A 13,285-nucleotide genomic window follows, 5' to 3' on the forward strand; every position below is an offset into this window, starting at 1 on the left:
CGCCTAGACCACGGCCAGGGTGTTCTTGGCGCGGTGGTCGACCTCCCGCAGCAGCAGCTGCTGCTGCTCCTCCACCAGGCGCCGTTCGGTGATGTCGGCGATCACGCCGTGCCAAGTGGGGCAGCCGAGCCCGGCCGTCGCCTGGGCCCGGAGCTCGATCCAGCGCGGCGCCAGGCCGGGGGTGGCGCGCAGCCGGACCGCGCATTGCGCCGGGTCGCCGCTGCGCCGCGCCCGGGCGATCGTCGCGTCGAACAGCGCCCGGTCGGCCGGGTCGACGCAGTCGCGCAGCGCCGTCAGGCCGACGGGACCGGACTGGCACCAGCCGAGGATGGACGCGGCCTGGGCGTCCCAGGCGACGCGGTCCGCCGCCTCGTCCCAGCTCCAGCAGCCGAGCTCGGCGGCGGCGAGGGCGAGGCGGAGCTGCGCCTCGCTCTCGGCCAGGGCGGCGGCGCGCAGGGTTTCCCGCCGTGCCTCCGTCGCCGCAGCGGCGCGGGCGCGCTGTTCGCGGCGATGCGTCATGACCGCCAGCGCCAGCAGGGCCGCCATGGCGACGCCGAGCGGCAGCATCCCGTCCCGCGGCGGCGGGGCGGTGCGGATCGCCAGCACCCGCAGCGGCCAGCCGGCCACCGCATGCTCGGCGGTCAGGAAGGGGGTGGCGCCGGGGCTCGCCTCGCCGAAGGCGCTGGCCAGGAGTTGGCCATCCGGCCCCAGGATCGCCAGCCGGATCCCGCCCGGCGGCGGCGCGCCGGCCAGGGCGGTGACCAGCAGCGCCGGGTCTGCCGCGGCATCGCGGGAGGCATCGCCCTGCCGGCCGAGACTGCTGGCCACCTGCGCGGCGGCGACCGCAGCCTGCCGTGCCAGGTCGCCCGCTTCCGTCCCGAGCGTCGGCACCAGCCGGCCGAGCGGCAGCAGCGCCAACGGCAGCAGAATGGCCGCCAGGAACAGCAGGCCGGACGCCCGCGGTGCGCTGCGCCGCGCGGCAGGACGCAGGTCCGGCCTGGCCTGAGCCGATATCGGCGTGGGGTGGATGGTTTCGGTATAGCCCAACTCGGGGCGCCTGTTCCCGTCGCACCGGGCCCTGCGCCCCATGCTGTTGCGTGACACCATGGACCATAATGCGAACGATCGTAGTTCGAAATCTCGTGAGAGGCGAATTAGTGTCCTCCGGGATAACGGGGCGGGCGGATCGACAATCCCACTGGGACCCCCTTATCTTCCGGTAAGGCCGCACCCCACGGCTCCCCCCAGCCCCAGCCTGGCCCGATCGCCAGCGGCGGAGATGCCCCAGGATGCCCGACGCCCCGCGCGACCTCGCCCCCGACGTGCCGGCGCCGGGGGAGGTGCGGGTGCTGCAGCCCGGCCTGCTGCGGGCCCGCATGCCGCTGCCGTTTCCCCCGAACCACGTGAACATCTGGTTCCTGGAACATGATGGGGGCTGGCTGGCGGTCGATACCTCGGTTGCCGGGCGGGCGAGTCGGGAATTGTGGGAGCAGGTTCTGGCGCAGCCGCAGCTCGGCGGCCGGCCGCTGACCGCGCTGCTGGTGACGCATTTTCACCCCGACCATATCGGCCTGACCGGCTGGCTCTGCGAGCGCTTCGGCATTCTGCCGATGATGACCCGCATCGAGTGGCTGATGGCCCGCGCGCTCTGGTACGACAGCGGGCCGCACATGATGGCGCAGCAGATCGCCCACTACACCCGCGCCGGCTGCCCGCCGGAATACCTGTCCTTTGTCGAGGGCCGCGGCGCGCTGTACCAGCGGGCAGTGGGGGAGCTGCCGCGCAGCTTCCACGCGCTGAAGGACGGCCGCGGCGTGACGATCGGCGGCACCGAGTGGCGCGTCGTCACCGGCGCCGGGCATGCGCCGGACATGGCGACGCTCTATTGCGCCGAGCGCGGCGTGCTGATCTCGGCCGACCAGATCCTGCCGCGGATCTCGCCCTATATCGGCCTGCATCCGGGCGAGCCGGAGGCCGACCCGCTGGGCGACTTCCTCGCCAGCAACGAGCGCTTCCGGCCGCTGCCGGACGACACTTACGTGCTGCCCTCGCATGGTGAGCCCTTCCACACCCTGCACCGCCGGCTGGACCAGCTGGCCGGCCACCATGCGGAGCGGCTGGACACCCTGGCCGAGGCCTGCCGCGAGCCGCTGACCGCCTTCGAGGCGGCGCAGATCCTCTTTCCCCGGGCGACCGGCGAATTGCCGCAGATGGGCTTCACCGTCGGCGAGACCCTGGCGCATCTCCGCCGGCTGGAACGGCAGGGCCGGCTCGCGGTCGAGCCCGGCCCCGGGGAGGCCGTGAGGTTCCGCACCCGCGCATGAGTCCCGAGGTCGACGTGGTGGTGGTCGGGGCCGGCGCCGCGGGCATCGCCGCGGCCCGGCTGCTGCGGGCACGCGGCCGGACGGTGCGGCTGCTGGAGGCCGGCGGCCGGATCGGCGGCCGCGCCTTCACGGAGACCGCCTCGCTCGGCGCGCCCTTCGACCACGGCGCCTCCTGGATCCATGTCGCCGAGCGCAACCCGCTGACGCCGATCGCGCGCGAGATGGGCTTCACCCTGCGCGACGAACGGCGACGGGTGCGCGATATCCTGCTGTTCGAGGGGCGCCCGGCGAGCGCCGCCGAGCGCGCCGCGCACGACGCCGCCTGCGAGGCCTGGGAGGCGGCGGTCGAGGCGCGCGACGCGGCGGGCGACGCCGACATCCCGCTGGCCTCGGCGGTGCCGCGGGACGGGCCTTGGGACGCCACCGTCTCGCACTGGTTCAGCAGCATCATCTCGGGCGTCGAGGCCGAGGATTTCAGCCTGCGCGACTACGTGGCGACCGGGCTGGACGGTGCCAACCTGCAGGTCGCCGAGGGGTTCGGCACGCTGGTGGCGCGGCTGGGCGAAGGCTTGCCGGTGACCCTGCGGACGCCCGTCGCGCAATTGCGCTGGGACGGCGCGGGGGTGCGGGCGGAGGGGGCATGGGGGGCGCTGCGCGCCGGCGCGGCGATTGTCACCGTCTCGACCGGCGTGCTGGCCGCCGAGGGCATCCGCTTCGACCCGGCGCTGCCGGACGATATCCAGGCGGCAATCGCCGGCCTGCCGCAGGGGCTGCTGAGCAAGGTCGCGCTGCGGGCGGCGGGGGAGGCGCGGCTCGGCCTCGGCGCCTTCGCCCGGCTCGGACGGCAGGCGCAGGGTGCGGGCGACCACCCGATGTCCTGGATGCTGTGGCCCTGGGGCCGCGACCATGCGGTGGGCTTCATCGGCGGTGCGACGGCCTGGGCACTGGCGCGGGAAGGCCCGGCCGCGGCAGGGGCCTTCGCCCGGGCCGAACTGGCCCGCTACTTCGGCGCGGCCGAGGTGGCGCGCGCCTTCGCCCCCGGCGCGGTGGCGACCGGCTGGGCGGAGGACCCGCTCTTCCTCGGCGCCTATAGCCATGCCCGGGTGGGCTGCTACGGCGCCCGCGCGACGCTGCGCGACGCGGTTCTGGCCGGGGGGCGGCTGCGCTTCGCCGGCGAGGCCTGCCATACCCGCACCGCCGGCACGGTCGGCGGCGCCTGGGAGAGCGGCGAGCGCGCCGCGCGCGAGGTCGACGCCGCGCTCGGCTGACGGCGGCGGCGCGGCAGGGCATGGTGCCGCGCATGACACGTACCGAATTCGCCGCCCGCGCCGAGTCCGACGCCGATCGCGTCGTCGCCCTGACCCGGGCCCTCGTCGCCGTGCCCTCGCCCAATCCGCCGGGCGACACCCGCGCCTGCGCCGAAGTCGCCGCTGCGTTGGTCGGCGATGCGGTGCCCGGGGTGGAGATCGCGCTGCATGCGACCTCCGACCTCGTCACCAACCTGGTGGCCCGGGTGCGCGGCCATGCGCCGGGACGGCGGCTGGTCTTCAACGGCCATCTCGACACCTATCCGGTGAACGAGGCGCTGCCCTGGACGGTGCCGCCGCTCGGCGGGCTGCTGCGTGACGGCAGGCTCTACGGTCGCGGCACGGCGGACATGAAGGGGGGCATTGCCGCCTCGATCCACGCGCTGGCGCTGCTGGCCGAGCATCCCGGCCTCTGGCGCGGCGAGGCGGTGCTGACCCTGGCGGGCGACGAGGAGAGCATGGGCGTCCTCGGCACCAGGTGGCTGATGGACAACGTCCCGCATGCGGTGGGCGATGCAGTCATCATCGGCGATGCCGGCAGCCCGCGGGTGCTGCGCTTCGGCGAGAAGGGCTTCCTCTGGATCGAGCTGGAGGCCACGGGCCGCGCCAGCCACGGCGCGCATGTCCATCTCGGCGTCAATGCGCTCGACCGCCTCTGCGCCGCGCTGGATGCGGTGCGAGGGCTGCGCGACCTGGTGCCGGATGCGCCGCCGGGGGTAACGGCGGCGATCGCCGCGGCGAGGCCGGTCAGCGAGGCACTGGCCGGGGCCGGCGAGGCCGAGGTGCTCGGCAGCGTCACGGTGAATATCGGCCGGGTCGAGGGCGGCACCTCGACCAACCTGGTGCCCGCCAGCGCCCGCGCCGGCATCGACATCCGCCTGCCGGTCGGCATCCCCTGCGCCACGGCCGAGGCGGCGCTGGCCGCGGCACTCGGCGGGCGGGAGGGCATCAGCTACCAGGTCCTCCGCCGCTTCGAGCCGAACCACACCGCCCCCGCGCATGAGATCGTCCGCCGCACCGCCGCCGCGGCGGCCGAGGTGCTGGGCGGCCCCTGCGCGGTGAACATGCGGGTCGGCGGCTCGGATGCGCGCTGGTTCCGCATGGCCGGCCTGCCGACCGTGGTCTATGGCCCGACGCCGCACAACATGGGCGGAGCGGACGAATACGTGCTGGTCGAGGAGCTGCGCCAAGTGGCGCTTGTGCATGCGCTGGCGGCGTTGGACTTCCTCGCGGCGTGACACAGATCGCCAATGTCCCGCGGGCGATGCTGTGGATGCTCGCCTCCGGCCTGCTGTTCACGGGGCTGAACGCGCTGCTGCGGACCCTGGCGCAGCAGCTCGACCCCTTTGTCACGCAATTCCTCCGCTACGGTGCCGGCGCGCTGGTGATGCTGCCCTTCATCTGGCGCGCCGGGCTTGCCGCTTACCGGCCGAAGGGGCTGTCGGGCCAGCTCTGGCGTGGCGCGGTGCATACCTCCGGCCTGCTGCTCTGGTTCATCGCGGTGCCGCGGGTGCCGCTGGCGGAGATGACCGCGCTCGGCTTCACCACGCCGCTCTTCATCATGCTCGGCGCCATCCTCTTCCTCGGCGAGCGGATGGTGGCGGCGCGCTGGATCGCCGCCCTGGTCGGCTTCGCCGGCGTGCTGGTGGTGGTCTCGCCGGGGCTGCGCGGCGGCGGCGGGCCCTATGGCTTCGTCATGCTGGCGGCATCGCCGCTCTTTGCCGCCTCCTTCCTCATCACCAAGGCGCTGACCCGGCGGGACAGCCCGCAGGTGATCGTGGTCTGGCAGGCGATCACCGTGACGCTCTTCAGCATGCCGCTGGCGCTGCTGGCCTGGACTTGGCCGACGCCGGCGCAATGGGCGCTGTTCCTGCTGACCGGGATGATCGGCTCGGCCGGGCATTTCTGCCTGACCCGGGCGATCTCGCTGGCGGATGTCTCGGCCACCCAGCCGGTTAAATTCCTCGAGCTGATCTGGGCCTCCCTCGTCGGCTTCGCGGTCTGGAGCGACCTGCCCGGCCCGGCGACGCTGCTCGGCGGCGCCATCATCTTCGCCAGCACCACCTGGATCGCGCGGCGCGAGGCGCGGCTGCGCAGGGAGGCCACAGCATGACCGAGATCCCCCTCGTCACCCCGGGCGCGGACTTCGTCTGGGAGGCGCTGGTCGAGATCGCGCCGACCCGGTTGCTGGGGGAGGGGCCGCTCGGCGAGCGCCGCATCGTCCCCATCACCGGCGGGCAATTCGCCGGGCCGCGGATCCGCGGCCGGGTGCTGCCGGGCGGCGCCGACCGCCAGCTGATCCGCCGCGACGGGGTGAAGCGGCTGGAGGCGCTCTACGAGATCGAGGCCGAGGATGGCGCGGTCATCACCGTGCTCAACCGCGTCGTCATCGCGCCGAGGGAGGGCGCGCCCGACTACCGCGCCTCGACGCTCGAGATCGCCGCGCCGGAGGGCCCGCACGCCTGGCTGAACCGGCTGGCCTTCATCGGCACGCTGCACCCACTGGCGCCGCGCCCGGCGGTGCTGGTGCGGGTCTTCGCCCTGGTGCCCTGACGGCAGCGGTTCGGCCTCGCCGCACCAGGCAACTCACGCCGGCTGGCGCATGCCGCGCAGCAGTCCGGCGATCAGACGGTCCTTGTCCTGGATCCGGCCGGCCAGCAGACGCGCCATCAGCCGGTGGAACTGGATGGCAAGCTCGGGTTCGTCCCGCTCCAGCCGCGAGAGGTCGGCGCGGGTCAGGCGGCGCAAGCGGCAGGGCACCTCTGTCGTCACCGTCGCTGTCCGCGGCAGGCCGAGCAGGAAGCCCATCTCGCCGATCAGGACGCCGGAGCCCTGCACCCGCAGCAGCATGACGCGGCCGGGGGAGCGGATGCGGATGGTGACCTCGCCCTCCTCGAGCAGCACCATGTCGTCGGAGCCCTCGTCCTGCACCATCAGCGTGGTGCCCGGCGGCACCGCCACCTCCGGCAGGGCGGCGAGGAAGCGCGCGGCCGTGGCCTCGCCCATCAGGGTTGCGAGGCGTTGCGGGAAGGGCAGCGGCGGCTGGCAGGGCGGCAGGCTGGCCAGCGCATCCTCTTCCATCCAGTCGACGCCATCCTGCAGGGTCGGCAGCCGACGGATGGAAGGGTCGGTCGCCAGCGGCCCGAGCCTTGCCGAGACATGCGGCGCGAGGGCCGTCAGCACCAGGGTCACGCCGCGCCCCGCGGCCATCGGCCGCAGGCGGGTGAAGGCCATCGCGGCGGAGCTGTCGAGCCCGACGACCTCGCGGAAGTCAAGCAGCAGGTGGGTGAGCGGCGCCGGCCAGGCCAGTTCGGCCCGCACCAGCTCGACCAGGCGGTTGGCGGTGCCGAAGAACAGGAAGCCCTGCAGGTGCAGGATCAGCCGCGCCGTGCCCGTCGCGTCGAGCGCCGCGCGGTCCTGCTCCGGCCGCGCGCGGTGGCCGGTTTCCACCGTGCCGTCGTAGCGGTTGCGGATGGGGGAGGCGCGGCCGTAGAGCGCGATGAAATGCCCGCAGGCCAGAACCAGGCCAGCGATGAGGCCGAGCAGGAAGCCGAAGCCGATGGTGACTCCGGCGACCGCAACCACCTGCAGCCACTTGCCGAGGGAGAGGTCGCGGCGCGACAGCATCACCCAGCGCCGCAGCAGGTCGAGGCCGAGGAAGACCAGCAGGGCGCCGAGCACCCAGCGCGGCACCAGGCGCAGCGCCTGCGGCATCAGCAGCGGCAGCAGGCTGACGAGCAGGGCGCCGACCACGCCGCCGAGGCGGCCGTTGCCGCCGGTGCGCCAGAGCAGGAGGCTGCGCCCGGGCGAGATCAGGCCGAACAGCCCGCCGGCGGCGCCAGCCGCCAGCGCCGCGCCACCGGCCACGCGCAATTCCCGGTCGATCTCGGCATCCCGGCCGGTCGCGGCCTCGGCGCCGCTGACATTCATCAGCAGGCCGATGGTGGTCACCAGGACGATCATGGGGAGGTCGGCCAGGTGCCGGATGATCGTGTCCCAGTCGACCAGCGCAAGCATCGCAGGATCCCAGGGCAGGGGCGGCGCGAGCCGGTCCGGCGCCGGCGGCAGCCAGCCGGCCGCAGCCTGCGTCGCCAGGTCGATGCCCAACCAGGCGGCGATCGCGTGGTGCAGCAGCACGCCACCGAGGATCAGCCAGGGCAGGCTGAAGGGCCCCGCCTTGCGGCTGGTGACGGCGAGCAGCGCGGCGCCGCCGGCCAGTGCCGCGGCGAGCGGCGGCCGTCTCTCCGGCTCGAGCAGGCCCTCAAGGCCCGGCAGGCCGGCCGCGACGCCCGCTCCGCCCGCCACCAGGAACCACCCGGAGCCGCCGAGGAAGCCGGCAATGACCGGGAAGGGCAGGAAACGCACCAGGCGGCCAGCGCGGGCAAGGCCGAGGCCGCCCATGACGAAGCCGACGGCGAGCGTCGCCAGGACCAGTGAGAGCAGGGAGGTCGCAGCCAGGGCCTCCGGGTCGGCGCCGCGTCCCACCTGCCAGGCCAGCGGAGCGAGCGAGGCGGCCAGGATCGCCACGACGTTGCTGTCGGGCGCCGAGACGGCGAAGGGAATGGAACTGCAGAGGGCGGTCAGCACGCCGCACAGGACGCAGCCCATCAGCATGCTGGACAGGCCGAGCCCGTAGGCAGGCGCCAGGCCCCCCGAGAAGACCAAGGCGGCGTAGGACATGGTGTAGGTAATGGTGACCAGGGCGACGAGCCCGCCCGCCGGGACGGCTGCCAAGCTACGGAACAACCTACCCTTTCGGGTACCGCCGGCAGCGGCAACCGAAGAGTCCATGCCCGACGTTTCCCGCCCAGCCGCTGAATACCGTCAGGCCGGCAAGGCCACGGCTGCGTCTCGTTGCAGGACTGTAGAACGAATAAAGTATTCGGAAAAACACAGGAACGGTTACGATTTGGTTCTCTTATGCGGGAGGGGCGGCAGGACTGGCGCCGCCCCTCCGCAGATGTGCGCCGCCTGGCGCTCAGCCGCGCGCCTTCGCCTCGCGGCGGCGCTTGTGCAGCACGAACTCGGTATAGCCGTTCGGCTGGGTCGCGCCTTCGAAGACCAGGTCGCAGGCGGCCTTGAAGGCCGGCCCGTCGAAGCCCGGAGCCATTGGCGCATAGGCGGGGTCGCCGGCATTCTGCTTGTCAACCACGACCGCCATGCGGCGCATCGTTTCCTCGACCTGCGCCCTGGTGGCGACGCCGTGGCGCAGCCAGTTGGCGATATGCTGGGCGGAGATGCGCAGCGTCGCGCGGTCCTCCATCAGGCCCACATCGTGCAGGTCAGGCACCTTGGAGCAGCCGACGCCCTGGTCGACCCAGCGGACGACGTAGCCGAGGATGCCCTGCGCGTTGTTGTCGAGCTCGGCCTTCACCGCATCGGCCGGCCAGTTGGTATCGGTCGCCAGCGGGATGGTCAGGATGTCGTCGAGCTTCGCCCGCCGGCCGCCGGCAACCAGCTCGTCCTGCCGCGCCGCGACATCGACCTCATGGTAGTGCAGCGCGTGCAGCGTGGCGGCGGTGGGCGAGGGGACCCAGGCGGTATTGGCGCCGGCCCTGGGGTGGCCGACCTTTTGCTCCAGCATCTTCGCCATCTCGTCCGGGGCCGCCCACATGCCCTTGCCGATCTGCGCCCGGCCGCGCAGGCCGCAAGCGAGGCCGGTATCGACGTTCCAGTCCTCGTAGGCCTTGATCCAGGCGGCGCCGCGCATGTCGTTCTTGCGGATCACCGGCCCGGCTTCCATCGAGGTATGGATCTCGTCGCCGGTGCGGTCGAGGAAGCCGGTATTGATAAAGACCACGCGGTCGCGCGCGGCGCGGATGCATTCGCGGAGGTTCACCGTGGTGCGGCGCTCCTCGTCCATGATGCCCATCTTCAGCGTGTCGCGCGGCAGGCCGAAGGCGTCCTCGACCCGGGCGAAGAGCTCGTTCGCCCAGGCCACTTCCTCCGGCCCGTGCATCTTCGGCTTGACGATGTAGACGCTGCCGGCGCGGCTGTTCAGCCGCTTGCCGCGCAGGTCGTGCAGGGCGATCGCCACGCTGCACATGGCGTCGAGGATGGTCTCCGGCGTCTCGGCGCCGCCCTCCGTCACCACGTCGGTCATCATGTGGTGGCCGACGTTGCGCACCAGCATCAGCGACCGGCCCGGCAGCGTCACCGCGCCGCCCGAGGGCTTCAGCCAGGTGCGGTCCTTGTTCAGGGCGCGGACCAGGGTCTTGCCGCCCTTCTCGAAGCTCGCCTGCAGCGTGCCGTTCATCAGGCCGAGCCAGTTGCGGTAGACCTCGACCTTGTCGGCGGCATCCACCGCGGCGACGCTGTCCTCGAAGTCGACGATGGTGGTGACGGCGCTCTCCAGCACCAGGTCGGCGATGCCGGCCGGATCGTCGCGGCCGATCGGGTGGTCGCGGTCGATCCGCAGCTCGGCATGCAGGCCGTTATGGACGAAGAGGATGGCGTCCGGCGCCGCCGGCTCGCCCTGATAGCCGACGCACTGGCCGGGCTGGGCGAGGCCGGTGCTGCGGCCATCCTGCAGCGTGACCGCCAGCGCGCCGGCGGTGATGGCATAGGATTTCGCGTCGCGGTGCGAGGCACCGCCGGCCAGCGGCGCCATCCTGTCCAGCACGCCGCGGGCGAAATCGATCACCTTCTTGCCGCGCACCGGGTTGAAGCCGCGGCCCCGGGCGGCGCCATCGCTGTCGGGGATCGCATCGGTCCCGTAGAGCGCGTCGTACAAGCTGCCCCAGCGGGCATTCGCCGCGTTCAGCGCGTAGCGGGCGTTGGACACCGGGACAACCAGCTGCGGCCCGGCGATCTGGCCGAATTCCGGGTCGATCCCGGTGGTGCCGACGGCAAAATCGGGGCCGGGCGGCACGAGATAGCCGATCTCCTTCAGAAAGGCCGCATAGGCGCCGAGATCGACCGGCTTCGCCGGATGCGCCTTGTGCCAGGCGTCGATCTTCGCCTGCAACTCGTCGCGCCTGGCCAGCAGCGCGGCGTTGCGCGGGGCAAGGTCCTTGAGGATCGCGGCGTAGGAGGTCCAGAAGCGCTCCGGCGTCACCCCGGTGCCGGGCAGGGCCTCCGTCTCGAGGAACTTGCTCAGGCTGCGCGCGACCGTCAGGCCCGCAATCTCGACCGTATCCGCCACTGACCGTCTCCGCTGCTGGATGCCCCGGCCGGGCCGGGAAAGCTGGGGCGTACCTAGGCGGAAACCCTGGCGGGCGCAAAGGGGGCGGGCCTCCCCGGGGCTTCCACCGGCCCCGGCCGCGGCGCAGATTGCCGCCCACTGGCCCAGGACAAGCGATGACCCCGACCGACCCCGCCCTGATGTCCGCCGAGACCCTGCTCGGCCTCTATGCCCGCCGGGCGCTATCGCCGGTCGAGGTGCTGCAGGCTGTGATGCAGCGGGTCGCGTTGTACAACCCCTGGGTCAATGCATTCGCCGCCATGAACCCGCAGGCTTTGCGCCAGGCCGGCGAAAGCGAGGCGCGCTGGATGGCGGGACGGCCGATCGGGCCGCTCGACGGCGTGCCGGCAACGGTGAAGGACCTGCTGAATCTGGCGGGGTTTCCGACCCGGCGCGGCAGCAAGACCACGGATGCGACCCCGGCCACCGAGGACGCGCCCTCCGTCACGGGGCTGAAGCAGGCCGGGGCGGTGATCCTCGGCAAGACCACGACGACCGAGTTCGGCTGGAAGTCGCCCGGCGACTGCCCGCTGCACGGCATCACCCGCAATCCCTGGAACCGCGAGCGCACCGTCGGCGGCAGCAGCAGCGGCGCCGGGGCCGCGGGCGCCGCCTGCTTCGGCCCGCTGCATATCGGCACCGATGCGGGCGGGTCGGTCCGCATCCCGGCGGCCTTCTGCGGGCTGGTGGGCCTCAAGCCCAGCTTCGGCCGGGTGCCGCAATGGCCGCTCGGCGCCTTCGCCAGCGTCGCCTGCGCCGGGCCGATGACCCGGACGGTGCGGGACAATGCGCTGATGTTTTCCGCCATGGCACAGCACGACCTGCGCGACCCCTTCAGCCTGCCCGATGAGGCACAGGACTGGCGGCGGGGGATCGAGGACGGCGTCGCCGGGATGCGCGTCGCGCTGGTCCGCCGCCTCGGCTTCGAGCCGCCCCTCGATGCGGATGGCGAGGCGGCGCTGGTGGGGGCGGCTAAGCTGCTGGAGGACCAGGGCGCCATCGTCGAGGAGGCGGATCCGGGCCTGCCCGACACCCGCGCCATCTTCGGCCGGGTCTGGGGCGTGGCGCTCGCCCGGCTGGTGGCAACGACGCCGGCCGAGAAGCGCCCCTTGCTGGAGGCCGGGCTGACCGAGGTCGCAGAGCGCGAGGGAGCGATGCTGGCGACCGACTTCCTCGGTGCCGAGGCGCTGCGGATCGAGGCGGCGCATGCGATGGCCCGTTTCCACCAGCGCTACGACCTGGTGCTGACCGCCTGCACCCCGACCGCCGCCTTCGCCGCCGACCAGCCGACCATTCGCCCGACCGAGGCGCTGTGGCGCGACTGGGCGCCCTGGACCTTCGCCTTCAACCTGACCCGCCAGCCGGCGATCAGCGTGCCGATCGGCCTCGACGAGCATGGCATGCCACGGGCGGTCCAGATCGCCGCGGCGCTCTACCGCGACGATTTGGTGTTCCGCGCCGCGCGGGCGCTGGAGCGGGCGGCGGAACTGCCGCTGGCGCAGCCGGCCTGAACCTGCTTTTCACCACGGCGACACAGGGAGGCCGAGGCCCATGCGGCTGGTGACGTTCAAGAAGCCCCATAGGCTGGGGACGCATATCGGCGCGCTGCGCGAGGACGGCGCGGTGCTCGACCTGGCGGCGGCCGACCCGGCGCTGGCCGGCGGCCACATGCCCTCCTTCATCGCTGGCGGCGCGGCGGCGCTGCAGCATGCCAAGGACGCGGTGGCGCGGGCGCCGGTGGCGGAGGGCGCCGTGCTCTGCGCGCCGATCCCCCGGCCGCCGAAGAACGTCTTCTGCGTCGGCAAGAACTACCACGAGCATGCGAAGGAGTTCGCCGGCTCCGGCTTCGATGCCAGCAGCAAGGAGGTGGTGCCGGAGGCGCCGGTGGTGTTCAGCAAGCCGGCCACCGCCATCATCCCGACCGGGGAGGCCATCCCGGCCCATCTCGATACCAGCAACTCCACGGACTACGAGGGTGAGCTTGCGGTCGTCATCGGCCATGGCGGGCGCGGCATCAAGGCGGCGGAGGCGCTGCGGCACGTCTTCGGCTACACCATCGTCAACGACGTCACCGCCCGCACCCTGCAGCACAGGCACCGGCAATGGGTGATCGGCAAGGGCATCGACGGCTTCTGCCCGATGGGCCCGGCAATCCTGACCGCGGACGAGGTGCCGGACCCCAAGGCGCTGCGGGTCATCACCCATGTGAACGGCGAGAAGCGGCAGGACGCATCGGTCGCCGACCTGATCTTCGACATCCCGACCTTGATCGAGGCGATCTCCGCCGGCATCACGCTGGAGCCGGGCGACGTGATCGCGACGGGCACGCCGGTCGGCGTCGGCATCGGCTTCACCCCGCCGAAATTCCTGAAGAAGGGCGACGTGGTGCGAGTGGAGGTGCCGGGGATCGGGGTGCTGGAGAACCCGGTCGGCTGACCTCCGCGAATCAGGCCGGATTCACGCCTTCGGGC

10 protein-coding genes are annotated in these 13,285 nt (G+C 72.9%); 7 read left to right on the forward strand and 3 right to left on the reverse strand.

Annotated elements, in window-relative coordinates; all coding sequences use genetic code 11:
• Positions 1-3: 3 nt before the first annotated feature.
• Positions 4-1,047 carry a sensor histidine kinase family protein gene (locus E2C06_RS08495; protein WP_133288170.1) on the reverse strand — a complete coding sequence of 348 codons (1,044 nt, stop codon included), beginning with the start codon at positions 1,045-1,047 and terminating at the stop codon, positions 4-6.
• Positions 1,048-1,289: 242 nt separating this feature from the next.
• Here E2C06_RS08495 and E2C06_RS08500 point away from each other — a divergent pair, with 242 nt between their 5' ends.
• The 5 genes from E2C06_RS08500 to E2C06_RS08520 are packed head-to-tail and all read left to right on the forward strand — an operon-like array spanning position 1,290 to position 6,184.
• The gene (locus tag E2C06_RS08500; protein ID WP_133288171.1) at positions 1,290-2,324 is read left to right on the forward strand and encodes an MBL fold metallo-hydrolase; all 1,035 of its coding nucleotides are present in this window, start codon (positions 1,290-1,292) and stop codon (positions 2,322-2,324) included.
• Positions 2,321-3,592 (forward strand): flavin monoamine oxidase family protein, encoded by a 1,272-nt coding sequence (locus E2C06_RS08505; protein WP_133288172.1) that lies wholly within the window; start codon positions 2,321-2,323, stop codon positions 3,590-3,592. The genes E2C06_RS08500 and E2C06_RS08505 overlap by 4 nt, the downstream gene beginning before the upstream one ends.
• A gap of 32 nt (positions 3,593-3,624) precedes the next feature.
• Positions 3,625-4,869: a M20/M25/M40 family metallo-hydrolase gene (locus tag E2C06_RS08510; RefSeq protein WP_133288173.1), complete on the forward strand. Its 1,245-nt coding sequence runs from the start codon at positions 3,625-3,627 to the stop codon at positions 4,867-4,869.
• Positions 4,866-5,744, forward strand: a complete 879-nt coding sequence (locus E2C06_RS08515) for a DMT family transporter (RefSeq protein ID WP_241671177.1) — start codon at positions 4,866-4,868, stop codon at positions 5,742-5,744. Before E2C06_RS08510 ends, E2C06_RS08515 begins: the two co-directional genes overlap by 4 nt.
• Positions 5,741-6,184, forward strand: a complete 444-nt coding sequence (locus E2C06_RS08520) for a DUF3237 domain-containing protein (protein ID WP_133288174.1) — start codon at positions 5,741-5,743, stop codon at positions 6,182-6,184. The genes E2C06_RS08515 and E2C06_RS08520 overlap by 4 nt, the downstream gene beginning before the upstream one ends.
• A 33-nt stretch (positions 6,185-6,217) precedes the next feature.
• Here the strand turns inward: E2C06_RS08520 and E2C06_RS08525 are convergent, their stop codons facing one another.
• Positions 6,218-8,422, reverse strand: coding sequence for a SulP family inorganic anion transporter (locus E2C06_RS08525; protein WP_133288175.1), 2,205 nt, complete (start codon positions 8,420-8,422; stop codon positions 6,218-6,220).
• A 187-nt stretch (positions 8,423-8,609) separates the two neighbouring features.
• Entirely contained in the window at positions 8,610-10,775 is a 2,166-nt protein-coding gene (locus E2C06_RS08530; protein WP_133288176.1) for a malate synthase G, read from the reverse strand.
• Between the two features lie 155 nt (positions 10,776-10,930).
• Here E2C06_RS08530 and E2C06_RS08535 point away from each other — a divergent pair, with 155 nt between their 5' ends.
• Together E2C06_RS08535 and E2C06_RS08540 are read left to right on the forward strand one after the other, a co-directional pair.
• Positions 10,931-12,325, forward strand: a complete 1,395-nt coding sequence (locus E2C06_RS08535; protein ID WP_133288177.1) for an amidase — start codon at positions 10,931-10,933, stop codon at positions 12,323-12,325.
• A 40-nt stretch (positions 12,326-12,365) separates the two neighbouring features.
• Positions 12,366-13,250, forward strand: coding sequence for a fumarylacetoacetate hydrolase family protein (locus tag E2C06_RS08540; RefSeq protein WP_165982278.1), 885 nt, complete (start codon positions 12,366-12,368; stop codon positions 13,248-13,250).
• The last annotated feature ends 35 nt before the right edge of the window (positions 13,251-13,285 follow it).

The sequence above is a fragment of the Dankookia rubra genome, from assembly GCF_004355005.1.
Classification (GTDB): Bacteria; Pseudomonadota; Alphaproteobacteria; order Acetobacterales; family Acetobacteraceae; genus Paracraurococcus; species Paracraurococcus ruber_A.

Bases quoted from the DNA above. Each gene is read 5' to 3' on its own strand.
- E2C06_RS08500 (WP_133288171.1), top strand. From the start codon at position 1,290: ATGCCCGACGCCCCGCGCGACCTCGCCCCCGACGTGCCGGCGCCGGGG.
- E2C06_RS08505 (WP_133288172.1), top strand. From the start codon at position 2,321: ATGAGTCCCGAGGTCGACGTGGTGGTGGTCGGGGCCGGCGCCGCGGGC.
- E2C06_RS08510 (WP_133288173.1), top strand. From the start codon at position 3,625: ATGACACGTACCGAATTCGCCGCCCGCGCCGAGTCCGACGCCGATCGC.
- E2C06_RS08520 (WP_133288174.1), top strand. From the start codon at position 5,741: ATGACCGAGATCCCCCTCGTCACCCCGGGCGCGGACTTCGTCTGGGAG.
- E2C06_RS08525 (WP_133288175.1), bottom strand. From the start codon at position 8,422: ATGGACTCTTCGGTTGCCGCTGCCGGCGGTACCCGAAAGGGTAGGTTG.
- E2C06_RS08535 (WP_133288177.1), top strand. From the start codon at position 10,931: ATGACCCCGACCGACCCCGCCCTGATGTCCGCCGAGACCCTGCTCGGC.
- E2C06_RS08540 (WP_165982278.1), top strand. From the start codon at position 12,366: ATGCGGCTGGTGACGTTCAAGAAGCCCCATAGGCTGGGGACGCATATC.